The organism is Citrobacter telavivensis (assembly GCF_041807075.1).
Classification (GTDB): domain Bacteria; phylum Pseudomonadota; class Gammaproteobacteria; order Enterobacterales; family Enterobacteriaceae; genus Citrobacter_A; species Citrobacter_A telavivensis.
Genome location: NZ_JBGUBF010000006.1, coordinates 1 through 24,137, shown reverse-complemented (window position 1 = coordinate 24,137; position 24,137 = coordinate 1). Strand labels below are relative to the sequence as shown.

At 52.5% G+C, this 24,137-nt stretch carries 21 protein-coding genes and 1 pseudogene; 9 read left to right on the top strand and 13 right to left on the bottom strand.

Going from position 1 to position 24,137, the window contains the following annotated elements; translation table 11 throughout:
* Positions 1 to 68: 68 nt before the first annotated feature.
* Positions 69 to 461, bottom strand: coding sequence for a YdeI family stress tolerance OB fold protein (locus ACERJC_RS20040; protein WP_373672347.1), 393 nt, complete (start codon positions 459 to 461; stop codon positions 69 to 71).
* Positions 462 to 602: 141 nt separating this feature from the next.
* On the opposite strand from ACERJC_RS20040, the gene ACERJC_RS20035 reads away from it, so the two are divergent.
* Genes ACERJC_RS20035 through ACERJC_RS20025 form a run of 3 tightly spaced genes read left to right on the top strand, consistent with a single transcriptional unit; the run spans position 603 to position 2,091 of the window.
* The gene (locus ACERJC_RS20035; protein ID WP_373672346.1) at positions 603 to 1,106 is read left to right on the top strand and encodes a hypothetical protein; all 504 of its coding nucleotides are present in this window, start codon (positions 603 to 605) and stop codon (positions 1,104 to 1,106) included.
* A gap of 9 nt (positions 1,107 to 1,115) precedes the next feature.
* Entirely contained in the window at positions 1,116 to 1,562 is a 447-nt protein-coding gene (locus ACERJC_RS20030) for a DUF421 domain-containing protein (protein WP_178826161.1), read from the top strand.
* Positions 1,563 to 1,572: 10 nt separating this feature from the next.
* The gene (locus ACERJC_RS20025) at positions 1,573 to 2,091 is read left to right on the top strand and encodes a 2-oxo-tetronate isomerase (RefSeq protein ID WP_373672416.1); all 519 of its coding nucleotides are present in this window, start codon (positions 1,573 to 1,575) and stop codon (positions 2,089 to 2,091) included.
* 59 nt (positions 2,092 to 2,150) lie between these two features.
* Here the strand turns inward: ACERJC_RS20025 and ACERJC_RS20020 are convergent, their stop codons facing one another.
* Together ACERJC_RS20020 and ACERJC_RS20015 are read right to left on the bottom strand one after the other, a co-directional pair.
* Positions 2,151 to 2,648, bottom strand: coding sequence for a YciE/YciF ferroxidase family protein (locus ACERJC_RS20020; protein ID WP_286632468.1), 498 nt, complete (start codon positions 2,646 to 2,648; stop codon positions 2,151 to 2,153).
* 90 nt (positions 2,649 to 2,738) lie between these two features.
* Positions 2,739 to 2,924, bottom strand: a complete 186-nt coding sequence (locus tag ACERJC_RS20015) for a con-10 family general stress protein (protein ID WP_178825068.1) — start codon at positions 2,922 to 2,924, stop codon at positions 2,739 to 2,741.
* Positions 2,925 to 3,301: 377 nt separating this feature from the next.
* On the opposite strand from ACERJC_RS20015, the gene ACERJC_RS20010 reads away from it, so the two are divergent.
* Both ACERJC_RS20010 and ACERJC_RS20005 read left to right on the top strand, forming a co-directional pair.
* Positions 3,302 to 4,210 carry an SDR family oxidoreductase gene (locus tag ACERJC_RS20010; RefSeq protein WP_373672345.1) on the top strand — a complete coding sequence of 303 codons (909 nt, stop codon included), beginning with the start codon at positions 3,302 to 3,304 and terminating at the stop codon, positions 4,208 to 4,210.
* Positions 4,211 to 4,327: 117 nt separating this feature from the next.
* The gene (locus ACERJC_RS20005) at positions 4,328 to 4,597 is read left to right on the top strand and encodes a hypothetical protein (protein ID WP_178825072.1); all 270 of its coding nucleotides are present in this window, start codon (positions 4,328 to 4,330) and stop codon (positions 4,595 to 4,597) included.
* A 112-nt stretch (positions 4,598 to 4,709) separates the two neighbouring features.
* Here ACERJC_RS20005 and ACERJC_RS20000 read toward each other — a convergent pair whose 3' ends face one another.
* Together ACERJC_RS20000 and ACERJC_RS19995 are read right to left on the bottom strand one after the other, a co-directional pair.
* Positions 4,710 to 7,550 (bottom strand): autotransporter outer membrane beta-barrel domain-containing protein, encoded by a 2,841-nt coding sequence (locus ACERJC_RS20000; protein WP_373672344.1) that lies wholly within the window; start codon positions 7,548 to 7,550, stop codon positions 4,710 to 4,712.
* A gap of 109 nt (positions 7,551 to 7,659) precedes the next feature.
* Positions 7,660 to 8,205 carry a hypothetical protein gene (locus ACERJC_RS19995; RefSeq protein WP_152401363.1) on the bottom strand — a complete coding sequence of 182 codons (546 nt, stop codon included), beginning with the start codon at positions 8,203 to 8,205 and terminating at the stop codon, positions 7,660 to 7,662.
* Between the two features lie 925 nt (positions 8,206 to 9,130).
* Here ACERJC_RS19995 and pepE point away from each other — a divergent pair.
* The gene (gene pepE / locus ACERJC_RS19990) at positions 9,131 to 9,820 is read left to right on the top strand and encodes a dipeptidase PepE (protein ID WP_373672415.1); all 690 of its coding nucleotides are present in this window, start codon (positions 9,131 to 9,133) and stop codon (positions 9,818 to 9,820) included.
* A gap of 98 nt (positions 9,821 to 9,918) precedes the next feature.
* On the opposite strand, the gene ACERJC_RS19985 is transcribed toward pepE, so the two are convergent.
* Positions 9,919 to 11,550 carry a Na/Pi cotransporter family protein gene (locus ACERJC_RS19985; RefSeq protein WP_373672343.1) on the bottom strand — a complete coding sequence of 544 codons (1,632 nt, stop codon included), beginning with the start codon at positions 11,548 to 11,550 and terminating at the stop codon, positions 9,919 to 9,921.
* A 57-nt stretch (positions 11,551 to 11,607) separates the two neighbouring features.
* Between ACERJC_RS19985 and ACERJC_RS19980 the strand changes: the two are divergent.
* A pseudogene (locus ACERJC_RS19980) lies at positions 11,608 to 11,688 on the top strand (hypothetical protein); the annotation flags it as partial.
* Positions 11,689 to 11,817: 129 nt separating this feature from the next.
* Here the strand turns inward: ACERJC_RS19980 and ACERJC_RS19975 are convergent.
* Entirely contained in the window at positions 11,818 to 12,219 is a 402-nt protein-coding gene (locus ACERJC_RS19975; RefSeq protein ID WP_152401359.1) for a hypothetical protein, read from the bottom strand.
* A gap of 130 nt (positions 12,220 to 12,349) precedes the next feature.
* Positions 12,350 to 16,033 (bottom strand): methionine synthase, encoded by a 3,684-nt coding sequence (gene metH / locus ACERJC_RS19970; protein WP_373672342.1) that lies wholly within the window; start codon positions 16,031 to 16,033, stop codon positions 12,350 to 12,352.
* A 194-nt stretch (positions 16,034 to 16,227) separates the two neighbouring features.
* Here metH and iclR point away from each other — a divergent pair, with 194 nt between their 5' ends.
* Entirely contained in the window at positions 16,228 to 17,052 is an 825-nt protein-coding gene (iclR, locus tag ACERJC_RS19965; RefSeq protein ID WP_152401355.1) for a glyoxylate bypass operon transcriptional repressor IclR, read from the top strand.
* Positions 17,053 to 17,256: 204 nt separating this feature from the next.
* Here iclR and aceK read toward each other — a convergent pair whose 3' ends face one another.
* From aceK to metA, 4 genes are all read right to left on the bottom strand, one after another.
* The gene (gene aceK / locus ACERJC_RS19960; protein WP_286632475.1) at positions 17,257 to 18,981 is read right to left on the bottom strand and encodes a bifunctional isocitrate dehydrogenase kinase/phosphatase; all 1,725 of its coding nucleotides are present in this window, start codon (positions 18,979 to 18,981) and stop codon (positions 17,257 to 17,259) included.
* Between the two features lie 102 nt (positions 18,982 to 19,083).
* On the bottom strand, positions 19,084 to 20,388 hold the full coding sequence (aceA, locus tag ACERJC_RS19955) for an isocitrate lyase (protein WP_373672414.1): 1,305 nt from the start codon (positions 20,386 to 20,388) through the stop codon (positions 19,084 to 19,086).
* 157 nt (positions 20,389 to 20,545) lie between these two features.
* Positions 20,546 to 22,147 (bottom strand): malate synthase A, encoded by a 1,602-nt coding sequence (gene aceB, locus ACERJC_RS19950; RefSeq protein ID WP_373672341.1) that lies wholly within the window; start codon positions 22,145 to 22,147, stop codon positions 20,546 to 20,548.
* A 268-nt stretch (positions 22,148 to 22,415) separates the two neighbouring features.
* Positions 22,416 to 23,345 (bottom strand): homoserine O-acetyltransferase MetA, encoded by a 930-nt coding sequence (gene metA, locus ACERJC_RS19945; protein WP_152401349.1) that lies wholly within the window; start codon positions 23,343 to 23,345, stop codon positions 22,416 to 22,418.
* Between the two features lie 156 nt (positions 23,346 to 23,501).
* On the opposite strand from metA, the gene ACERJC_RS19940 reads away from it, so the two are divergent.
* A complete protein-coding gene (locus ACERJC_RS19940; RefSeq protein ID WP_373672340.1) occupies positions 23,502 to 23,957 on the top strand; it encodes an acetyltransferase in 456 nt (151 codons plus the stop codon).
* On the opposite strand, the gene ACERJC_RS19935 is transcribed toward ACERJC_RS19940, so the two are convergent.
* On the bottom strand, positions 23,930 to 24,137 hold a 208-nt coding region (locus ACERJC_RS19935), incomplete at its 5' end, for a hypothetical protein (RefSeq protein WP_373672339.1). The genes ACERJC_RS19940 and ACERJC_RS19935 overlap by 28 nt on opposite strands.

Genomic DNA, 24,137 nt, shown 5'->3' with positions numbered 1-24,137 from the left:
AAGAGCGCCAATGAGCGCTCTTTTTTGTCTCAACCTTCACGCAATTCGATGCGCGGGGGGAGTTGAAACTACTTCTGAATTCGGTCAACGCGTACCACTGGCGGTTGCGTTTTTGTGTCCAGACTGCCGTTGATACCGATCATTTGATCGGGTTTTACGGTGCGGCCATCGAAGACAGAAAGCGGAATGAGGGTATGGATACTGCCGGTTTTGTCACGGAAAACAAATTTATCCCCACCCTGATCATCAATAAGATTGCCGCGCAACGAGATGGTAGCGCCGTCATGCATGGTTTTGGCTTGTTGGACCGTCATGATGCGTGCATCTTCGGTACCACGATACCCGTCATCCAGCGCATGTGGCGGCGGCGGTGCCGTATCTTGTTTCAACCCACCATTATCGTCTGCAAAAACCGCAGGAATAAAAAAACACCATAACAAGGGTGCGACGGATAATTTCATATTGCCCTCATTTCATCGTCCACTTGACTTATTAAGTCTGGTTGCTATTCCTTAATCTGGCAAACGGGAAGTGTCTTAAAAGACAATATCGTTAAGAATCATTTGACTGGCAAAATACAAGCGAAACGGCGAGGTTAAGCGATGGCCAGAGAAAACACCAAAATACCCGGAATTGAAGAGAGCCAGCGTTTTCTGAACTTCGAAGCGAAATCTCATATGAGGGGATTCGTTGCCTTACTCTGTATTATGACCCTGGCGCTATTCGGCGTTTTTTCTGGTGGTTATTTCAGTGAGACCATGAGCAGAAATACCACCGGGAATGTGGTATTACAGTTTGAACGATTTGGACGTTTGCAAACCCAGCTTCCTTTAAAAATTTCAGCCATACTTAATCACCCTGGAAAAAACACTTACCGAATCGGCGGGGGATTTAATTCATTTTTTGAAACAGAACATATCTGGCCGCAACCTGACACGATGTATAGCGAAGGAGAAACGCTCTATCTGGTTTATAACACGACAGAAAATGAGCATCAGTTATCCATCTGGTTACAGGTTACTCCCATCAAATTTGGTAATGTAAAGAATGTGATTCAATTAAATAACGAACCTGAGATTCAGTTCAGGCAGTTTATCTATCCCTAGGAGGTCAGTATGGAAATGGTGCTCAGGGCGTTAGCCATTTATCTTATTTTACTGGTCGTCTTTAAAATTGCAGGTCGCCGGGCATTATTACAGATGACCAGCTTCGACCTGATTTTACTACTGATTATCAGCGAGGCCACCCAACAGGCATTACTGGGTAATGATTTTTCCGTCACGGGTTCAATGATTACTATTGTCACACTGGTCGTGGTTGATATGCTATTTGGGTTGATGAAAAAAAAGATAAAGAATGCTGAATCTGTGCTTGACGGTTCTCCCGTTATTCTTTTTGAGCACGGTGTACCGCTAATGGAGAAAATGAAAAAGGTCGATATCTCGCTCGATGATATTTTAGTCGCCGCCCGGCAAAATCAGGGTATTACGGAGCCAGGAAAAATCAAATATGCCATACTCGAACGCAATGGCCATATTTCAGTTATTCCTGATAATGATTAAGAGGACGATGATGAGCAAACCGGCAGATAGCGAAACAAAAACGACAGGCGAGTTAACCAAACACATCGCCAACATCTTTATTGACCGTGGCTTATCTTTAACGACAGCAGAATCCTGCACGGGCGGCAATCTCGCTGCCGCGCTCTGTGCCGAATCTGATACCGCTGCATTTTATGATATTGGCGTCGTAACCTTCAGCGATAGCGCAAAACAAAAAATGCTGGGCGTACAAGCCAGCACACTGGAAAAATATACCACCGTGAGTGAACAGACGGTCAGGGAGATGGCAGAAGGCGTACGCGTACGCGCGGGTACGGATATCAGCATGGCCATTAGCGGTTATGCTGGCCCGGACGGTGGTGACGACGGCACGCCTGCCGGTACGGTCTGGTTCGCATGGAATTTCCGTGGGCAAACATTTACCCGGCGGGAACGTTTTTCCGGGGAATGCCAGACCGTCATCAAAAAGGCGGTCTGTTACAGCCTGGCAGTCTTAGCGGAAAAAGTCTCTCACTGGCAAAGCCACTGACAGGGATCCGTCAGTGTGCGGCTCTGCCGATACAAAGCAAAACGAGAGTCGTCAAAGGGTTATTTATTCCCAGCCTTTTTATTGATATTACTCACCGCCAGATCCGTTAATTTTAGGTCGGTTTCTTTTTCCTCATTCAGGGTTTCCGCCAGAAGTTTTACCGCGTTTTTATACCCCAGCTGTTCGGCAAGCGTAACTAACGTACCATAGCTGGCAATCTCATAGTGTTCAACTTTCTGCGCCGCTGCAATTAACGCCGCGTCGCGAACTTCATTTTTTTCAGTACTCTCGATAACTTCGTTCGCTTCTTCAATTAATCCCTCCATCGCCACACATTTCATACGTTTAATTTTAATTGCCGGTTCTTGCTCAACTATCCGATCAATGCGTTCTATTTGCCCCTGCGTTTCATCAAGATGTGCAGTAAAAGCCGCACTGAGTTTTTCATTTGATGCTTCTCTTGCCAGTTTCGTCAGTCCGCGGGTTAATTGTTTTTCAGCACTATAGGTATCTGAAAGAAGATGAATAAATACATCTTCAATACTTTTCATATTCATAAAAAACCTTATGTGGATAGAAATATCTGCGAGCCCTAAGCAGACCCGCAGGACACTCTTTTAATTAAAAGATGAACCTGACGCTAACCCTCAGGAATTATCAGATTTGCGACCGCCACTGTGGCTGTTCTGCCCACCTTTCTTGCCGGCTTCAGATGCACGTTGCGGATCGTTTTTAAAGTTCCCACCGCTATGCTGACCACCTTTTCGGCCCGCTTCAGATGCTTTATCTCGGTCTTCAGCGAAATTACCGGAACCACCACGATGCTCTGCCATATATCACCTCATATATCGGTTGCGTCAGTCAGATACAAATTTTATTTCGTATCCATCGTTGTTCAGTGCTTAACGTTAGTGGTTGTCTGAGTTTAGTCAAATTAAATCCATGCTTGCCGTCTGAGCAGGTTGCGTTATTTTTCAACTGATTATGAAAAACACCGTCTCGTTTATTCTTTATTTTATTTTGCAATAAAGTAAGACTAACGCACTGACATAAGAGAGAATTAAAAGCCTCGTGATTAAATCAGGATAAATCTCATCATTCACGCGTTCGACCTTAGAGAATTTAGTCGCAGCGGAGTCATTAAGACACAGTTCGTCAATTTTGTTCTACGCTTAATAGCTCTAATGAGAAAATAATGAGAGGTAACTGAATGGCTGACAAATATAATGGGAAATCGGAAACAAATAAAACGAATTCAGCACGTTTTCCCGCTCCGCCTTTTCCACACCAAAAACAACCTTTTCCGGGGCTTGCCGGGAAAATGCAACCACTTCCCGATCATGGTGAAGAAAGCTACCAGGGCAGCGGTCGGCTTACTGGCAAAAAAGTGTTAATTACCGGCGGGGATTCCGGTATTGGCCGGGCGGTGGCAATTGCTTATGCCCGCGAAGGGGCGGATGTGGCAATCAATTATCTGCCCGATGAAGAAGAAGATGCTCGCGAAGTCGTCGCGCTGATTAAACAAGCAGGAAGACAAGCCGTGGCGCTTCCTGGCGATATCCGCGATGAATCGTTTTGCCAGCAGCTGGCTAATCAGGCAGCAGAGTCTTTAGGCGGGCTCGATATTCTGGTTAACAACGCCGGGCGCCAGCAATTTTGTGAGTCGATCGAAAACCTCACCACGGAGGCGTTTGATGCCACCTTTAAAACGAATGTCTACGCCATGTTCTGGATTACGAAAGCGGCAATCCCCCACCTCCAGACGGGTAGCGTAATTATCAATACCTCCTCGGTGCAGGCCTATGAGCCCAGTGAGATCCTGCTGGACTATGCGCAGACTAAAGCGGCGATCGTGGCTTTTACGAAATCGCTGGCAAAACAACTGGCGTCGAAAGGTATCAGGGTAAACGCCGTTGCCCCCGGTCCTTACTGGACAGCGTTGCAGTGTTGTGGAGGTCAGCCACAGGAGAAAATCGAGCAATTTGGTGCCAATGCGCCGCTCGGTCGTCCTGGTCAGCCCGTTGAGATTGCGCCGTTGTATGTCACCCTGGCTTCTGCGGAGAACAGCTATACCTCCGGGCAGGTCTGGTGTTCTGACGGCGGTACCGGGACGTTATAACCCGTTATTTGCCGCTCATTTCTTTCAGGAGAAAAGTTGACGCAGGCACTGCCTGCTTAGGCAGAGGTGTGACGTATCCCTTTTAATGCAGTCCTTTAACAACCACCAGGAGATCAAATGACTGACTTAAATGAACGCGTTGAAATCCTTGAGAAAGCCATTGATGATTTGACCCTCGACCTGCATGCCTCACAGGTGGCTATCAATGTGTTATCCACGGTGATAAGCAGCATGAGTAGCGAACCGGGCTTGCTTGAAAAATCGTATGAGCAAACCAAAAGTTCTGCTCCCCTTGTCAGGTTCAACCACCCTGTTCGGGAGGGCTACGAGGAAGAGCTGACCCGAAGAATATTAGGCTTGCTCTCCACGACAGAACAGAAAGCTTAATCCAACCAGGGCACGAGATTCTCTAAAGGGGATGCTGGTACCGACACGTTTTTTTCAAATAATGAAGCCCGCGTTTGCTGCGCGGGCTTTTATTAACGATTAATCCGCGCAATCAGAAACTGTAGCGGATGCCCAGTTGGCCACTGTAAGGCGTCTCGATATGTTGGCCTTTTTCGTAGCTCACCTCTCCCCAGGCGGACCACCGATCGTTCAGTTTTGCGGTCATCCCCAGACCGTATTTACCGCTTGTGCCAGACAGATCGTTGGTAAACTTCTCGGTGTGGTTAATAACGACATCATTGTTCTTCATAAACTCATGACGAACAGCCAGTCTCGCGTAAGGCTGTAGCATTGTCCCATCCGCCAACGCCACATTCTTACCGAAGGTTAACCCCGTTTCCCCTTTCAGAGACCGGGTTGCATCCGCTTTAACCGACATGCCGCTGTCGAGTTTGTAATGGGTTCTGTCCCCCATAAACCACGATGCCTGAATGTACGGTTCTACAAACCAACTCTCCAGCGCAATATGCTTCCCGGCTTCGACAGACAGGCCGCCGCCAACGGTATTATCTTTCGCATGTGTGCGTCCGCCGTTGAAGTAAGGGTTATTCTCAGTGCGGAAATAGTTAGCTTTCAATACGCCATCAACGTAATAACCGCTGTTGTGTAACCAGGTCGTATACAGCCCGATGCCATAACTGTCGGCTTTACCATTTGTGCTGGATGCGTCGAGATCCGCACGCGTATAAGAAGTCATACTGCCCACAATGAATGCGCTATCTTCCAACGCAAAACGCGTATCACCACCGAACATCACGCCATTCACATCCTGACGGTAACCTACGTGCTCTGTGGATACACGGTAGCGGCTACTGATATATTTGCCCCAGACGCCATTTTCATGGTCACGCATCTGACGAATTTCACCGAGGCGTGTCCGCAGCGTTGTCAGCTCAGCATCCCATAGGGTGGGGGTCACATTCGCCATGGCAATTACCGCTTTAGCGCTTTCTGATAAATCCGGTTTTACCTCTGGTTCTGGAGTCGGAGAAGGGCCTGGGCCTGGATCAGGATTGGGGCCTGGCTCTGGCGTATTCGCTTGTGGCGACAGATACCAGTTGTCTTTGTCGCTGTCAGCGCCGTGCACCAGATAGTATTTATATGCGCCAAGATCGACGCTGCCGTTTGTCATCGCAAACGTATTGGCCACACTCCCGTTCGCATAAATCAGATGGTAAGGCGCAGCAGCGCGACTACGTAACTCACTTCCTGAATCCTGCACTGTGACATTAAATTGCCCGCTGACAGATTCAGAAACATTCAGAAAATCGCCTGTGCCACCGGATAAATTGGTGTTCATGACGAAAGTACCGTTACCCTCAAGCGTGGTGAGTTCCAGACGGTTAAACTGCCCCGCCGTGTGACCCTCTGACGCGCTAAAATTGACCACGCCATTGTTCGTTAAGGCTTTAATCGTCGCGACGGATTCGGTGGTGTCAGCATTGTGTTTCAGGTAGAGAACCGACGAGGGGCTTTGTAAGTCCACGGCGGCTGCCCAGGCCCCCTTGCCCAGATTCCCTGTCCAGTCATGTACGCTTCCGCCTTCCATCGTCAGCGAACCCTCTTCTACCGTCAGCGCGTCAGTTGAGTAACCGCCATAGGCAATCAGGCTGCTCCCGCCATTGCGAAGCGTTGTGTTCGAAATATGTCCCCGCGCGAGCACCTCCTGGCGTCCGCCATCAATGACCGTGTTACTGGCTTCACCGTACCAGGCGAGCTGCTGGAGGCCTCCGGCATGAACGGTTGTATTGGTCGCGTTGGCGCGAATACCGCCCGTCCAGCCTTCCTGCTCAACCCAGCTTCCACCGGACCAACCGCCTTTCTGACCATTAACCAGTTGCGTGCCATAGACCTGCGTCCCGTCGGCATTACCGGTTTGAATTCGTTGCAACCCTCCCGCATGAATGGTGGCGTCCTTCGCCTGTTGTCCATTGACGCGCACTGTTGAATTGCTGTCGGAAATCCAGTCTCCACCGCTCCATTGACCGTCTACGCCAGTGATCACCTGCGTACCATAAACCTGCGCATTTTCTGAAATTCCGGAGGTAATCGTTTGTCGCGCGCCCGCATACACCGTGGTATCCCGGTCAGCGACGTATTCAGCGCCTTTTCCGCTATAAACCTGCTGGAATGCGCCGTTATACAGGAATGTGTCCAGAGCCAGCCCGCTGGCAAGCTGATAGCTGCCCGCGCCAATATGCGAGTTTTTCGCGGTCCCGCTGTAAATAATCTGCTGGCCGCCATTTTGCACAATCGTATCTTCAACCCGCGCGGTGCTGGTGACAGAAAGCACCTGCGTGCCGCCATCAATGAGGTTCGCCTGGGCATAGCCACGCCCCCCCACAGTCTGTCTTCCGCCTGTTTTCACCACGGTGTCATAGGCTTCGGAATCGCCATTCAGCGTAAGGGCGCCGTTATTTTCAACCAGCGTATGGAAGGCTTTACCACCACTGTTCAGTTGTAAAACCCCCGTTTCAATATTCCCTTTGCTATTGGTGTATTCGCCTTTAACCGTGGTATTCACCGCTTCAGAACCCGCAGCATCATAAATACCGTCGCCGATATTAAGCTGAACAGAGTTTAACGTATTGTTGTAACTGTACGACTCATTTAATAACGTCACGACCTGTTTGGAATATGCGGGGTTAAGCAGGACGATTTCCTGGTTCGCAATATATTTTTTGTCTTTGATGGAAAAAGTGGAATAGCCTTTTTCCCACGTTTCTTTCACCCAATCCCAGTGATTGGTATAGTCCGGATTCGACGTCAGATCGCCCGGCATCGTAGTTGTTTGTACGGGAGGATAAGGCGTGGGGAGCGTTTCTGCCGCCGCAAGCGGATACGCCGTTAAGCATAATGCAGGGAAAAAAGCATGGTAAAAGACGCGTTTCATATCTAAATCCATAGTTAATAAAGTCCATATTTGACGAGCACTTCTCTGCGGCTTATGAAAGTGTCATGGGCCGGCCGAAGAAAAGAAAACTGATTTTTGAGCGTGTTATTCAGTTCGGAATAAGCAGATGTTCGAGTTTCTTTACTTTGAATTTACGAGCAACAGTGGTTTTCCATCCTTGCAAGGTGGAATAGGCGCGGCAATGTTTCTCCTGCAAATAACTCATACTTCCGCCTTCAAGATAATGTCGCAGAAGCAAAACATCTCTTGAGGAGAGTCGACAGGCAGGTCCCGGGAATGACCATACGATTTGACGCCCCGTCGCGACAGTGTCCAGACCGCGGATGATATCGTTAACAGAACAACGCGATTCAAAGATGGCGCTAACAGCCTGACATTTCAGGTGCCAGAAAAAAGCCAGTGGCATGAGTCGTTGGCTGGAAATAATGATCAGCTGATAACCACTCTTACTCAATTGAGAGAATGATCGAAAGAAACTCTTTAATGTGTAGCTATTAAGGTGAATAAACAGGTAGTCTGAGCCGGAATGAGAATTAATCAATTTCCTGGACAGAACGGAAATTCCCCTGGAAAAATAAAAATCATTTTCAGGCCAACTGGCAATATGGCACTTCTTTACATATTCCTTTGTCATACAGATTATGCTCCCTATATCAAGGACAGCCCGTTCATTTATTCTCAGTAGGGAGTCTGTTATCCGGCGAGATTATTTATTCTGACATAGTCCGGCACGCCCACTCTGTTGCTGTCGGTATAATATTGATTCAACCAGAATAGTACATGAGCAATATTGATTGTCAAACCTGATCGATAAAACAAAACCAATAGACAAAGGCTATTACTGAAGAAATATCGATCGTTGTAATCGATCTTTTTTTCGGAATTTACCTTACTGATTGTAGGTAAAACAAAAAGATACATAAAATTAAATTTTTGGTAAAATTCCCATATTTCAGCTAGTTACGTAAAATTATATATTCGATATGAAATATTTAGTTACACAAATATGAAAATTGCTTGCATGGCCCCATCCAGACGATACCTCCCCTTCAGACACCGGGTTCGAGGCTTCAGAGGGCGAGCGAGCGCCGTATACCTTTTCCACTTAATGCCCGTCTGTTCCTGGTTAACGCTATGACAGAGCCGCATTTTGACTGTCTTATTAAATAGAACACTTTCTAAATTTTAAAATAAGAATCCCTTTTAACCTTCAGGAATATTGAATAAAAAACATCAGCAATAATAAATATAAAACCGCTAAACGCTATTCTGCATTTACCGTATTAAAAATAGTTATCATTTTCAAACTTAAATATTGGAAATGTCTCGCGCTGTTTAATGCGTCTGTCGCGCCTGTTTCATCGCAAATTAGCGAGAAAATCGTCCGACAGTGAATACCGGTCAGTGCTGATGAATGCGCCAGGAACCGGGCGCATCGTTAAAACATGGCTTTGCCTTTCCACAATCCCCTTCCAACATCGTGAGCCATGTCAGTAAGACGCTACACTGTCAGTGGTACATTATCGCGTTTTGTAATTTTCTGATTTTACGGAGAAATGATGGAACTGCTTTTATTGAGTAACTCGACGTTGCCAGGTAAAGACTGGATGGAACACGCGCTGCCGCTGATTGCGGAACAGTTGAACGGTCGCCGCTCGGCGGTGTTTATTCCCTTCGCAGGCGTGACCCAGACCTGGGATGAGTACACGGAAAAAACGGCAGCGATTTTCGCCCCCATGGGCGTCAAGGTGGTGGGCATTCACAGCGTCGCCGATCCGCTGGCGGCAATTGAAAATGCGGAAGTGGTGATCGTCGGCGGAGGGAATACCTTCCAGTTGCTGAAAGAGAGCCGCGAACGCGGATTGCTGGCGCCGATGGTTGACGTGGTAAAACGCGGTGCGCTGTACATCGGCTGGAGCGCGGGTGCGAACCTCGCCTGCCAGACCATCCGCACCACCAACGACATGCCGATTGTCGATCCGCAAGGTTTCGATGCGCTGGGCCTGTTCCCGCTACAGATTAACCCGCATTTCACCAACGCGCTGCCGGAAGGTCATAAAGGCGAAACGCGTGAACAGCGTATTCGCGAGCTACTGGTTGTCGCGCCAGAACTGACGGTGATCGGTCTGCCGGAAGGGAACTGGATTAAAGTGAGCAAAGGCCAGGCGGTGCTTGGCGGCCCGAACACCACGTACGTGTTCGAAGCCGGTAAAGATGCGGTTGCCATTGAAGCTGGTCACTGCTTTTAACCGACGTTGCCGGATGGCGGTGTAAACGCCTTATTCGGCCTACAGATTGCGCTCATTGTAGGCCGGATAAACGCTGCGCCATTCGGCATTACCGCCGGTTAGTAATCATCCCGCTCATCGTCTTCGTCCGGCTGTTCCAGCACGCTGTAGGCCACAGAACAGAACAGCGAGTTCAGACGCTGCATATCGCCCAGTAACCCCAGGTGCAGAGAACTGGTTTCGATGCTTTGTACGTTTTGCTGATGCAGACGGTCTACGTGCGCATGCGAGTAACGACGGTTCAGGATCCGGAAACGATGTTTGCTACGGCGCAACCGGCGGGCGCTGGTCACGTCGCCGGAGAAGAACACCGACATCGCCAGTTGCAGATTGCTGAGCAGTTGGTCATAGAGCGCATCCAGCTCTTTTAACCCCTCAATCGAAAACGCCCGGCGCGCCGCCAGCGACTTGTCGGCAATTTCACTGCCCATGCGCTCCACAATATCCGACGCCTGTTCAAGGTTGAGCGACATCTCGATAATCTCCGCCCAGCGGCGCGACTCCTCCTCCGCCAGTTCCTCTTTCGGCATTCGCGCCAGGTAGAGCTTAATGGCGGTGTAGAGCACGTTAATGTCATCCGCCATTTTGCGCAGCTCTTTCTCTTCGCGCGGTTCGCCGTGCATCACCCTTTTCAGCCCTTCCATCATCTGTTCCATCGCATCGCCGATGCGCAGCGCTTCACGGGCGGCATTGGCCAGCGCAAGGGTCGGTGTATCCAGCGCGCTGACGTCAAGGTGCTTCGGCTTGAGGTGTGCATCCAGCTCCGGCTCGTCGCGGATGATGCGCTTACAGAAGCGCGCCATCGGCTCGGCAAAAGGAATCATCGCCAGGCAGCGCACCAGGTTGTAGAAGACGTGGAAATAGATCACCAGCTCGGATTTCGGCAGCGGCAATTCATCCATCAGATTCGCCAGTGGGTGTACAAACGGTAGAATAATCAGGCTGCCCACCAGCTTGAACAACAGACTGCCGAGCGCGACGCGGCGAGCCGCGGCATTGGCCGCGCTGTTGTTGAGCATCGCCAGCAGGCCGGAGCCAAGGTTGGCGCCAATCACCAGACACAGCGCCACCGGGAAGGAGATGATCCCCGCCGCCGTCAGGGTAGCCGTTAGCAGTACCGCCGCCAGGCTGGAGTAACTGATTATCGCGAACATCGCGCCAATTAGCGCATCCAGCATGATATCGCCGGTCAGCGAGGCGAAAATCACCTGCACGCCGCTGGCCTGCGTCATGGGCGTGACGGCCTGGACAATCAGCTCCAGCGCCAGCAGGATCAGGCCAAGGCCGATACCCACCCGCCCCAGTTGCCCGGCGCGTGACTGTTTACGGCCGAGGAAGAAGATCACGCCGATAAAAATCAGCAGCGGCGACAGCCATGATAAATCGAAGGTGAGAATACGCGCCATCAGCGCGGTTCCCACGTCAGCGCCGAGCACAATCACCAGCGCAGGCGTCAGCGCGACAAGATCCTGGGCGACAAACGAGGTCACCAGCATGGTGGTGGCGTTACTGCTTTGTACCAGCGCAGTGACGCCAATCCCCGCGCAGAAGGCGAGCGGTTTCTTTTCAACGCTACGGCTCAGAACGGTACGCAGGCGAGCGCCAAACACCCGCATGACGCCAGTACGAACAATATGGGTACCCCAGACCAGCAGGGCGACAGCAGAAAGCAGGTGGAGCAAAGTTAACACGGAATCAGGTACTCCTTATTGTTATAGGTTCCCGGGACTCATGGCGCCAGCATCATGCCTGATGACGCTGCGCTTATCAGGCCTACAAATAAGCCCGGTAAGCCGGATAAGGCGCATACGCCGCCATCCGGCAAGTAACGTTCATGAGCCTTCTTCCAGTATAAGGGTTTAAACGCAAGAAAGAGACAGGGTGCCCGGTGAGCACCCTGTTAGTTGTAAGGAAAGATGACAGTTTCGTGACATCCTGTCGGGATTTCCCCGCTCACGTCATGCCGAACGTCTGTGATACCACCATAGCGACCCCACTTTGCCGCATTCGGATAACAGAAATCCGGACAGCGCCAACGCTGCCGAATGGCTGCCGATGAGCGAGAAAAACAGGGGAAACAGTGAGACCGAGCAGGTCAGTGACGCAAAGCGTAAAACCTCCTGAATGCCCAGCAGGATATAATTCAATTTATCTTTAAACAGAAACAAATATGCGGTGTAGACGAGCGAAATCTTCATTAACAGGCCAACGAAGAAGACGATCTGGATCGCTGCGCCGGGTCCTTCACTCGCCCCAAAAGCGGAAAAGGTGTGGGTGAAATTAACCACATCCGAATAAAAGGGTACGTTGCCCTGACGCGTGGACAGCCAGAAATATGCGCCCAGCGCCAGCAGATCCATCAGCCCCCAGAATAAGAGAATTTTATTTCGGGTTTTGAACAGGCTAAACATGTTACATGGCCTCCGTTGCCATTACGTTTCCCACCAGCGCCGCTGAACGGCTGACGCTGACGGGAAACGCCCGGACCGATCAGTCGGCGTCATAGCCCAGGTTAGGGGCCAGCCAGCGTTCAACCTCAGAGACGCTCATCCCTTTACGGAAAGCATAGTCTTCTACCTGATCGCGCTGAATCTGCGCGACCGCGTAGTACTTGCTGTCCGGATGACTGAAGTACCAGCCGGAGACCGATGCGCCAGGCCACATGGCGAAGGATTCGGTGAGCTTCATGCCGGTGTGTTTTTCCACATCCAGCAACTGCCAGATGGTGCCTTTCTCGGTGTGCTCCGGACAGGCCGGATACCCTGGCGCTGGACGAATCCCCTGGTAGTTTTCGCGAATCAACTCCTCGTTACTGAGGTTCTCGTTGGCCGCATAGCCCCAGTAGACCTTACGCACGCGCTCATGCAGGTATTCCGCGAAGGCTTCCGCCAGACGGTCGGCAAGCGCTTTCACCATGATCTTGTTGTAATCATCGTGCTGCGCTTCAAACGCATCGGCCAGCGCGTCTTCCTCCAGACCTCCCGTCACCGCAAAGGCACCGATGTAGTCCGCTTTACCGGACAGCTTCGGCGCCACGAAATCAGACAGGCAGTAGTTGGCAAAGCCCACTTTTTCGGTTTGCTGACGCAGATGATGACTGACCGTCAGCACGTGAGTACGCGTTTCATCGCGATAGATTTCAATGTCATCGCCCACACGGTTTGCCGGGAACAGCCCCACCACGCCGCGCGGATTCAGCGCCTTCTCCGCGCTCAGTTTATCCAGCATGTCGTTAGCATCGTTAAACAGGCGCTTCGCCTCGACGCCGACCACTTCATCTTCCAGAATGCGCGGATATTTCCCGGCCAGCGACCAGGTCATAAAGAACGGGGTCCAGTCGATATAGTTACGCAGCGTTTCGATGCTGGCTTCGACCTCCTGCACGCCCAGACGATGCGCCACCGGCGGAGTATAGTTTTCCCAGTCAAACGCCAGATCGTTTTCACGCGCGGCCGCCAGTGTCACCGGCGGCGTACGCGGTTTCTTACGCCCATGCTGGATACGCACGGTTTCATACTCTTTGCGGGTACGGGCGACAAAGTCATCGCGCTGGGTGTCGGAAAGTAGCGCGGCGACCACGCCGACGGTGCGCGAAGCGTTCTGCACGTAAACCGTGGGGCCACTGTAGTTCTGCTCGATTTTCACCGCCGTATGCGCTTTCGAGGTCGTCGCCCCGCCAATCAGCAGCGGAATGGTGAAGCCCTGACGCTCCATCTCTTTCGCCACGTTGACCATTTCGTCCAGCGACGGGGTAATCAGCCCGGAAAGGCCGATCAGATCGGCATTCACCTCTTTCGCGGTTCTGAGGATCTTCTCTGCCGGCACCATCACGCCAAGATCGACGATCTCGTAGTTGTTACATTGCAGGACCACGCCAACAATGTTCTTGCCGATATCGTGAACGTCGCCCTTCACGGTGGCGATCACCATTTTACCGTTGCTGGAGCCTTTCTCTTTGCTGGCTTCGATAAACGGTTCGAGATACGCCACCGCCTGTTTCATTACGCGAGCGGATTTCACCACCTGCGGCAGGAACATCTTGCCCTCGCCAAACAGGTCGCCGACGACGTTCATACCGTCCATCAGCGGCCCTTCAATCACTTCAATCGGACGGGCGGCCTGCTGACGCGCCTCTTCGGTGTCCTGCTCGATAAATTCGGTGATGCCTTTAACCAGCGAGTATTCGAGGCGTTTTTTCACTTCCCAGGTGCGCCATTCCGCCAGTTGGGCGTTGGCCGCCTCATCGCTCTTGCTGCCACGGTATTTCTCCGCCAGTTCCAGCAGTCGCTCAGTGCCGTCATCACGACGGTTGAGGATCACGTCCTCGACCGCGTCGCGTAGGTCAGCCGGCAAATCGTCGTAAATCGCCAACTGTCCGGCGTTCACAATCCCCATGTCCATACCGTTGCGAATGGCGTAGTAAAGGAACACCGCGTGAATGGCTTCACGTACCGGGTCGTTACCGCGGAACGAGAACGACACGTTGGACACGCCGCCAGAGATCAGCGCATGCGGTAGCTCGCGTTTGATGTCTTCACACGCGCCGATAAAGTCCTGTGCATAGTTGTTGTGCTCTTCAATCCCGGTCGCTACCGCGAAAATATTCGGGTCGAAAATAATGTCTTCCGGCGGGAAGCCCACCTCTTCGGTGAGAATCTTGTACGCACGGCGGCAAATCTCGATTTTACGCGCGCGGGTATCCGCCTGGCCCTGTTCATCAAAGGCCATCACCACTACCGCCGCACCGTAGCGACGCAGCAGCTTCGCGTGGTGGGTGAAGATCTCAACCCCCTCTTTCATGGAGATGGAGTTAACGATGCCTTTCCCTTGAATGCACTTCAGCCCTTTCTCGATGACTTCCCATTTTGAGGAGTCAATCATGATCGGCACACGAGCAATATCCGGCTCACCGGCAATCAGGTTGAGGAAGCGCACCATCGCCGCTTCGGCGTCGAGCATCCCCTCATCCATGTTGATATCGATAATCTGCGCACCGCTTTCGACCTGCTGACGGGCAACATCCAGCGCTTCGTTGTATTTTTCTTCTTTGATCAGGCGCTTAAATTTGGCGGAACCGGTGACGTTGGTACGTTCACCGACGTTCACAAACAGGCTGTCGTCGCCAATATTCAGCGGCTCAAGACCGGACAGGCGGCAGGCGACGGGGATCTCCGGCAACTGACGTGGCGCCAATCCCTCGACGGCGCGGCTCATCGCCGCAATGTGTTCCGGAGTGGTACCGCAGCAGCCGCCAACGATGTTCAGGAAACCCGCTTCGGCCCACTCGCGGATCTGACCCGCCATCGTATCGGCGTCCAGATCGTATTCACCGAAAGCGTTGGGCAACCCGGCGTTCGGGTGTGCCGTCACGTAGCATTCGGCAATACGTGAAAGCTCTTGCACATACTGGCGCAGTTCGTCCGGCCCCAGCGCACAGTTGAGACCGAAGGTAAGAGGCTCGGCATGGCGCAGGGAGTTATAAAACGCCTCCGTGGTCTGACCGGAAAGCGTACGGCCTGAAGCATCGGTGATGGTGCCGGAAATCATGATCGGCAGGTCGACGCCCAGCGCCTCCAGCTCCTCTTTAACAGCGAAAATCGCCGCTTTCGCGTTCAGCGTATCAAAGACGGTTTCAATTAAAATCAGATCGCTGCCGCCTTCCACCAGCGCTTTGGTGGATTCGCGGTAAGCGGCCACCAACTGGTCAAAGGTGATATTACGGAATGCCGGATCATTCACATCCGGCGAGATCGACGCGGTCCGGTTAGTTGGGCCGAGAACGCCCGCAACATAGCGTGGTTTTTCCGGGGTGCGTGCGGTCCACTCATCAGCACAGGCGCGCGCCAGTTTCGCGGCGGCAAAGTTGATCTCCGCCGACAGGGATTCCATCTGGTAATCCGCCATTGCGATAGGAGTGGAGTTGAAGGTGTTGGTTTCAATGATGTCCGCGCCCGCGTCAAAATACGCGTTGTGTATGGCAGCAATCACCTCTGGCTTGCTAAGCACCAGCAGGTCATTATTACCTTTCAGGTCGCACGGCCAGTCGGCAAAGCGTTCACCACGGAAATCCTCTTCACTCAGACGGTAGCTCTGGATCATCGTGCCCATGCCGCCGTCCAGCACCAGAATACGTTCATTTAACTGCGCACGCAGTTGTTCAACTTTGCTGCTCACACTTGCTCCCGACAACGCTCAACCAGACCGAAAAAGTCAACAAAACATAGTGGCATAAACAGGGCTGACGGAAAAGCCAACAACGGGCAACATGAGACATGTTCAGCTTCACTCATCCGATCAGTACAAGACTTCTTGCATTATAATTGAATAAAACGAAAATGATTTCCACGATACAGAAAAAGGAGTCCGCTATGGTTGCACCCGTTCCCGCCAAACGCGGCAGAAAACCCGCTGCGACAACCGCCCCCGCTGCCGGACAGGTTCAGTCGCTGACCCGTGGCCTGAAACTACTGGAATGGATCGCGGAATCCAACGGCAGCGTGGCGTTGACCGAACTGGCACAGCAGGCTGGTTTGCCAAACTCCACCACTCACCGTTTACTCACCACCATGCAGCAGCAGGGCTTTGTGCGTCAGGTGGGCGATCTTGGGCACTGGGCGATAGGCGCGCACGCGTTCATCGTCGGCAGCAGCTTTTTACAGAGCCGCAATCTGCTGGCAATCGTCCATCCGATTCTGCGCAAACTGATGGAGGATTCCGGTGAAACGGTAAATCTGGCGGTGTTGGATCAGAGTGACCATCAGGCGATTATCATTGACCAGGTGCAGTGCACCCAACTGATGCGCATGTCTGCACCGATTGGCGGTAAGCTGCCGATGCACGCCTCTGGCGCAGGCAAAGCGTTTTTAGCGCAGCTGAGTGAAGAACAGGTAACCCAGTTGCTGCACCGCAAAGGGCTGCATGCGTACACCCACGCGACGCTGGTCTCCCCGGTTCATCTGAAGGACGACCTCGCCCAGACCCGCAAGCGCGGTTATTCCTTTGATGATGAGGAGCATGCACTCGGTTTGCGCTGCGTGGCGTCGTGCATTTTTGACGAGCATCGCGAGCCGTTCGCGGCGATCTCTATCTCCGGCCCGATTTCGCGCATCACCGACGACCGCGTTACCGAGTTTGGCGCGATGGTGATCAAGGCGGCGAAAGAAGTCACGCTGGCGTACGGCGGGATCCGGTAAGCAAAATACCCCTGAGAGGCATTTTCAGTAGGCCTGATAAGCATAGCGCCATCAGGCAGATCGGCGCATATTGCCGGATGGCGGCGTAAACGTCTTATCCGGCCTACGGTTGGAGTATGGTAGGCCTGATAAGCATAGCGCCATCAGGCAGATCGGCGCATATTGCCGGATGGCGACGTAAACGTCTTATCCGGCCTCCAGTAATCAGGTAAACCGTACGCTGAATCGCTGGCGACGGCGATAGGCGTAAACATCTTCCACATGCCCTTCGCGAATACGCGTCTGCAGGCCGCGCCAATAGTCGGCGCTGAACAGGTCGGCGTGCATCTCCTCAAACAGCGGCCGGATTCGCGGGTCGGCGCACAGCCAGTGACGAAACTCCTCAGGAAACACATCGCCCGGCGACACGCTGTACCACGGTTCACCCGACAGCTCATCTTCCGGGTAGCGCGGCGGTGGGATATGGCGGAAATTCACTTCCGTCATGTAGCAGATTTCGTCGTAATCGTAGAACACCACGCGACCATGGCGGGTGACGCCGAAATTTTTGAACAGCATGTCGCCGGGGAAAATATTGGCCGCGGCAAGCTGGCGGATCGCGTTGCCATACTCCTCAATCGCATCCCGCAACTGCTGGCCTTCCACCTGCTCAAGCCAGATATTGAGCGGCACCATCCGCCGCTCAATATAAAGATGACGGATGACAATCTGCTCGCCAAGGTCAGTAATCTTTTCCGGCACTTCCTCAAACAACAGCGCCATCAGCGCCGGATCGATCTGGCGTTTATCCAGTACGAAGTTTTCGAACTCCTGAGTATCCGCCATGCGCCCCACGCGATCGTGCTCTTTTACCAGTTGATAGCAAGCGCGTACGTGAGCGGCAGACATCTCTTTCTGCGGCGCGAACTTATCTTTGATAATTTTGAATACCCGGTCAAAGCCCGGCAGCGTAAAGACCAGCATCACCATCCCGCGTATGCCCGGAGCTTCAATAAACTGCTCATCGCAGTTGCGCAGATACAACAGATACTCGCGATAGCTCTCGGTCTTCGCATGTTTCTGACAGCCTATCGCCATGTATAACTCTGCGGTGGTTTTTCCCGGCAGGATCTCGCGCAGCCATTCCACCAGCGCGGCGGGCAGCGGCGCATACACCATAAAATAGGAGCGGGCGAAACCGAACACGATGCTGGCTTCTGCCGTGGTGGTCAGGCAGGTATCCACAAACAGTTCACCCTCATCGGTACGATGAATCGGCAGTAAAAAAGGCAGCGTGGCCGTTGGCGTGATGAGTTTGCCCACCAGCCAGGCGGCTTTGTTGCGATAAAACAGCTCGTTTGCCACCTGTAGACGACAGTGCTGCAAGGTCTCTTCGCCAAAGGTTTCGCGCAGATGCATGATGATGTAGCGAATATCTCGCCCTTTGTTCTGCCAGGGCAGACGCAGCGGCAGATCGCTGAGAATGCGGGTGAGCAGCGGTTCCCATCCATGATCGGGGAAGAAATCTTTCGCCAGAGGACGCGGGATCGTCCGAAAACGGCGTTCCGGCTGGGAGCTAAAAATAAAGAGCCGCTCGGGAGTGAGCGAGCGGTGGTCAAATAACCGACAATATACGGAGTTAAAAAAACTCTCCGCAATCTCGAAGCGCGGGTAATCCGGCAGGAGCCCGGTGTAATGCTCTTTTACACGCAGCAAAAACGCGGCGTCGGTACTTTTGCCGCCAGTAATGCAGCGCAGTTGTTCCACCACCAAACCCACATGGTGATCGTAGAGGTGAATACGGCTTTTCATCGCCTGCTGCACGGCATGCCAGTCGGCCTGTTCAAAGCGCTGTTGCGCGCCGGAGGTCACTTCCAGAAATCGACCATACTGGGCGTCGAAACCTTGCAAAATCGTCTGAGCAATCAGTAACTCCAGGCCACGCGTCATCGCTTCTCCCCATCCGGCACAACGTCATGCCGGATGGCGCGTTTGCTTATCCGGCCTACATCCCTTCGTAGGCCCGGTAAGCGCAGCGCCACCGGGCATTAATCAGAACTGCGATTCTTCGGTCGAACCGGTCAACGCGGTCACCGATGATGCGCCGCCCTGAATGATGGTGGTGACTTTATCGAAGTAGCCGGTGCCCACTTCCTGTTGGTGAGAGACGAAGGTGTAACCGTCCGGGCCTGCGGCGAATTCTGGCTGCTGTACCTTTTCAACGTAATGCTTCATGCCTTCGCCCTGTGCGTAGGAACGCGCGAGGTCGAACATGTTGAACCACATGCTGTGGATACCCGCCAGGGTGATGAACTGGTACTTGTAGCCCATATCGGACAACTGTTGCTGGAAGCTGGCGATGGTCTTGTCGTCCAGATTCTTCTGCCAGTTAAACGACGGCGAGCAGTTGTAGGCCAGCAGTTTACCTGGATACTTCGCGTGAATGGCATCGGCAAAACGCTTCGCCAGTCCAAGATCCGGCGTGGAGGTTTCACACCAGACCAGGTCGGCATACGGGGCATAGGCCAGACCACGGCTGATCGCCTGCTCAATGCCGGCATGAGTACGGAAGAAGCCTTCACTGGTACGCTCACCGGTAATAAATTCGCTGTCGTACGGGTCACAGTCGGAAGTGATCAGATCCGCCGCATCCGCATCGGTACGGGCGATCACCAGTGTCGGTACGCCCATGACGTCAGCCGCCAGACGCGCAGCCACCAGTTTCTGAATCGCTTCCTGAGTCGGCACCAGCACTTTACCGCCCATATGGCCGCACTTCTTCACCGACGCCAGCTGATCTTCGAAGTGAACAGCCGCTGCACCGGCTTCAATCATCGATTTCATCAGCTCAAAGGCATTCAGTACGCCACCAAAACCGGCTTCCGCATCGGCAACGATCGGCAGAAAGTAATCCACATAGCGCGGATCGTTCGGTTCAATACCGCTGGACCACTGGATCTGATCCGCACGACGGAAGGTGTTGTTGATCCGATCCACCACTGCCGGAACAGAGTTTGCCGGGTAGAGCGATTGATCCGGGTACATGCTGGATGCCAGGTTAGCGTCCGCCGCGACCTGCCAGCCCGACAGATACACCGCTTCGATGCCCGCTTTTGCCTGCTGCAACGCCTGGCCGCCGGTCAGCGCACCGAGGCTGTTGATGTAGCCTTTTTTTGATTCACCGTGCAGCAGGCGCCACATTTTGGCCGCGCCCAACTGTGCCAGTGTGCATTCCGGGTTGACCGAGCCGCGTAATTTCACCACGTCCTCCGCGCTGTACGGGCGACGGATGCCTTCCCAGCGCGGTTGTGTCCATTCTTTCTGTAATTCTTCGATCTGTTGGGTACGGGTTTTCATGTGCAGATGCTCCATATTATCTTCCTGGCTTCCCAGGCGTTATTGGTGAAGGCAGTTTGGTCACGGCCTGCGCGCAAAAAACCGGAGCGTACTAAGAGTACGTGAGGATTTTGAGCACAGCCCAGGGCCAAAATGGCGAACAAAATAGCCTGGGCAATTAAGCCAGCAGGCGGTAGCCTGGCAACGTCAGGAAATCGATTAATTCGTCAGAGGTGATGATTTGTTCCATCAGGTGCGCGGCATCGTCAAAACGGCCGCTGCTGTAGCGGTGTTCGCCCAGTTCGTCCTGGATGACCCGCATTTCTTCAGCCAACATCTGGCGGAACAGCGCCTTAGTGACCGGTTTACCATTGCTCAGGGTTTTCTCGTGATGGATCCACTGCCAGATTGACGTACGGGAGATTTCCGCCGTCGCCGCATCTTCCATCAGGCCATAAATCGGCACGCAGCCGTTGCCAGAGATCCACGCCTCGATGTACTGCACCGCAACGCGAATATTGGCGCGCATCCCCTCTTCGGTACGCTCGCCTTCACACGGTGCCAGCAATTGTTCTGCGGTAATCGGCGCGTCTTCATCACGGGTCACAAACAGTTGGTTTTTGTTCTCGCCCAACACCTCGTTGAAGACCGCCATCGCGGTATCCGCCAGACCAGGATGCGCAATCCACGTACCGTCGTGGCCGTTATTGGCTTCCAGCGCTTTATCCGCTTTCACCTTGCTGAGCACCTGATTGTTGCGTTCAACGTCTTTGCTCGGGATGAATGCCGCCATACCGCCCATCGCGAAGGCACCACGCCTGTGGCAGGTTTTAATCAGCAGACGCGAATAGGCGCTGAGGAAGGGCTTATCCATCGTCACTACCTGGCGGTCCGGCAGAACGCGATCCGGATGATTCTTCAACGTTTTGATATAACTGAAAATGTAGTCCCAACGCCCACAGTTCAGGCCGACGATATGATCGCGCAGCGCGTGCAGGATCTCATCCATCTGGAACACCGCCGGCAGGGTTTCAATCAGCAGTGTGGCTTTAATCGTGCCGCGCGACAGATTGAAACGATCTTCGGTATAGCTGAAGACTTCACTCCACCAGGCCGCTTCCTGCCACGCCTGCGTTTTCGGCAGGTAAAAATAGGGACCGCTGCCTTTAGCCAGTAATGATTTGTAGTTATGGAAGAAATAGAGAGCAAAGTCGAACAAGCTGCCGGGGATCGCTTCACCGCGCCAGGTCACATGTTTTTCCGGCAGGTGCAGGCCGCGCACACGACAAATCAGTAAAGCCGGATCGGGTTTCAATTGATAGATTTTGCCGGCTTCATTGGTGTAGCTAATGGTGCCGTTTACCGCGTCGCGCAGGTTGATATGTCCGTCGATCACTTTGCTCCATTCCGGTGCCAGCGAATCTTCGAAATCGGCCATAAAAACCTTCACATTCGCGTTCAGCGCATTGATAACCATCTTGCGCTCAACCGGCCCGGTAATTTCAACCCGGCGATCCTGTAAATCCGCCGGAATGCCGCGAATCTTCCAGTCATCATTCCTAATGGAAACGGTTTCCGAAATAAAATCAGGCAATATACCGTTGTCGATATCCTGCTGCTGCTGAATACGAGCCGCGAGCAGCTTATTGCGCTTTGCCGTAAAGCGCGCCACCAGTTCGGTAAGGAATTCGACCGCTTCAGCGGTCAGGATCTGCTTCTCTGACTCACCGTAAGGCCTGGTAAAGATCAATTCATCGGTAGTCGTTGCCTGTTGATTCATTCTGTAACTCCTCGTCATTGATAACAAAGCATTCCCAATGCGAACGAAGGATCGTTGTGCGCTTTTCGTTCAGCACAACTAAGACTACTCATTTCAAAATCAAAATCAAAAACAATTTCCATTTTTAATTAAATTATCAATTAACCTATTGATAACAATAAAAATAAAGTTTAATTACAAGATGAGGTGTATTTCGGAAATAAAAAAGGCACCCGAAGGTGCCTGATTCAATATGCTGAAACGCTTTAGGATCGTCAGCGACAGACGATTAATCCAGCGTTGGATTCATGTGACGCAGATCATATGGCGTGATCTGATAGACGTAATAGTTGAGCCAGTTGATAAACAGCAAATTACCGTGGCTTCGCCAGGTGGCGCGAGGTTTGTTTTGGGGATCGTTTTTCGGAAAATAGTTGTACGGAATCTCTGGACTTAACCCGGCTTCCACATCACGGAAATATTCGCTGCCCAACGTGTTAGCGTCATATTCCGGATGACCCGTGACAAACGCAATGCGTTTATCTTTACTGGCAAACAGGTAGGCATCACCATTCTCAGTCTCGGCGAGGATCTCAAGATCGGTATAGTCACGGATCAGCACAGCCGGGAAATCAGCGTAGCGCGAATGCGGGGCGAGGAACGAATCATCAAAACCCCGCGTCAGCAGTGCGTGAGGGTGAAGGATATGATGCTCATAAACGCCAGAGAGCTTGTCGGTGCGGGTCTGCTTCGGAATACCGTAGAGGATATTGAGTGCGGCCTGCACCGCCCAACAGACAAACAGCGTTGAGGTGACATGATCTTTCGCCCATTCCAGCACCTGTTTGATCTGTGGCCAGTAGGCAACATCATTGAACTCCACCAGACCCAGCGGCGCACCGGTGACGATCAGTCCATCGAAGTTCTGATCGCAGATATCCTCAAAGTTACAGTAAAAGTTGTTCAGGTGTTCGGCCGGCGTATTACGCGACTCACGAGCATCAATGCGCAGTAACTGAACATCCACCTGCAGCGGAGAGTTCGACAGGAGACGCAAAAACTGATTTTCCGTTTCGATTTTCTTCGGCATCAGGTTGAGGATTAGCACCTTGAGCGGACGAATTTCCTGACCTGAAGCGCGGGAAGTCGTCATGACAAAGACGTTTTCCTCACGCAAGAAATTGACGGCGGGTAGCTCGTCCTGCACGCGAATCGGCATAACCTGATAACCTCACTACATACGTTTAAACGTTTAGACATCCAGATAGCTGAAGATACCCAGAAATTACGCCAATGTCGAGTCTGCATGTTAAAGGTGAGAAAGTTTCACGACGACGGATACGTTAGAATATAAGCATAACGAAAAGGAGAGAATATGGTTATTAACATCCGCCGATCCCGGCATGATGAAGGAGAAAAACTGATTGCGATCTGGTGTCGTTCGGTCGACGCCACTCATGATTTTCTGTCTAAAGAATACCGTATCGAGCTGGAGGAGTTAGTCCGCTCGTTTTTACCCGAAGCGCCTTTATGGGTCGCCGCTAATGAGCAGGATGAGCCCGTCGCATTTATGTTACTCACCGGTGATCATATGGATGCGCTGTTTGTTGATCCCGACGTTCGGGGCCGTGGCGTAGGTAAGCTGTTGATTGAGCATGCGCTTTCGTTAGCACCCGCGTTAACAACTAACGTGAACCAACAGAATGAACAAGCCGTTGGGTTCTATAAGAAGATGGGATTCTGGGTGACGGGGCGCGCAGAGGTCGATGATCTTGGGCGGCCGTATCCGTTATTGCATTTACGCTACCACGGTGGCTCGCCCTGCCTGTAGGCCGGATAAGGCGAAGCCGCCATCCGGCAATGTGCGCTGTTCTGCCTGATGGCGCTGCGCTTGTCAGCCTGCCACAGACGCAAAAAAGCCCATCCGTCAGGATGGGCTTCTTCACTGTTTGATGCCTGGCAGTTCCCTACTCTCGCATGGGGAGACCCCACACTACCATCGGCGCTACGG

Bases quoted from the DNA above. Each gene is read 5' to 3' on its own strand.
- ACERJC_RS20040 (WP_373672347.1), bottom strand. From the start codon at position 461: ATGAAATTATCCGTCGCACCCTTGTTATGGTGTTTTTTTATTCCTGCG.
- ACERJC_RS20010 (WP_373672345.1), top strand. From the start codon at position 3,302: ATGGCTGACAAATATAATGGGAAATCGGAAACAAATAAAACGAATTCA.
- ACERJC_RS19995 (WP_152401363.1), bottom strand. From the start codon at position 8,205: ATGACAAAGGAATATGTAAAGAAGTGCCATATTGCCAGTTGGCCTGAA.
- metA (WP_152401349.1), bottom strand. From the start codon at position 23,345: ATGCCGATTCGCGTGCAGGACGAGCTACCCGCCGTCAATTTCTTGCGT.
- ACERJC_RS20025 (WP_373672416.1), top strand. From the start codon at position 1,573: ATGAGCAAACCGGCAGATAGCGAAACAAAAACGACAGGCGAGTTAACC.
- ACERJC_RS20000 (WP_373672344.1), bottom strand. From the start codon at position 7,550: ATGAAACGCGTCTTTTACCATGCTTTTTTCCCTGCATTATGCTTAACG.
- ACERJC_RS19940 (WP_373672340.1), top strand. From the start codon at position 23,502: ATGGTTATTAACATCCGCCGATCCCGGCATGATGAAGGAGAAAAACTG.
- ACERJC_RS20005 (WP_178825072.1), top strand. From the start codon at position 4,328: ATGACTGACTTAAATGAACGCGTTGAAATCCTTGAGAAAGCCATTGAT.
- aceA (WP_373672414.1), bottom strand. From the start codon at position 20,388: ATGAAAACCCGTACCCAACAGATCGAAGAATTACAGAAAGAATGGACA.
- ACERJC_RS20030 (WP_178826161.1), top strand. From the start codon at position 1,116: ATGGAAATGGTGCTCAGGGCGTTAGCCATTTATCTTATTTTACTGGTC.
- ACERJC_RS20020 (WP_286632468.1), bottom strand. From the start codon at position 2,648: ATGAATATGAAAAGTATTGAAGATGTATTTATTCATCTTCTTTCAGAT.
- aceB (WP_373672341.1), bottom strand. From the start codon at position 22,147: ATGAATCAACAGGCAACGACTACCGATGAATTGATCTTTACCAGGCCT.
- ACERJC_RS20015 (WP_178825068.1), bottom strand. From the start codon at position 2,924: ATGGCAGAGCATCGTGGTGGTTCCGGTAATTTCGCTGAAGACCGAGAT.
- ACERJC_RS20035 (WP_373672346.1), top strand. From the start codon at position 603: ATGGCCAGAGAAAACACCAAAATACCCGGAATTGAAGAGAGCCAGCGT.
- ACERJC_RS19975 (WP_152401359.1), bottom strand. From the start codon at position 12,219: ATGGATCTGCTGGCGCTGGGCGCATATTTCTGGCTGTCCACGCGTCAG.
- aceK (WP_286632475.1), bottom strand. From the start codon at position 18,981: ATGACGCGTGGCCTGGAGTTACTGATTGCTCAGACGATTTTGCAAGGT.
- pepE (WP_373672415.1), top strand. From the start codon at position 9,131: ATGGAACTGCTTTTATTGAGTAACTCGACGTTGCCAGGTAAAGACTGG.
- iclR (WP_152401355.1), top strand. From the start codon at position 16,228: ATGGTTGCACCCGTTCCCGCCAAACGCGGCAGAAAACCCGCTGCGACA.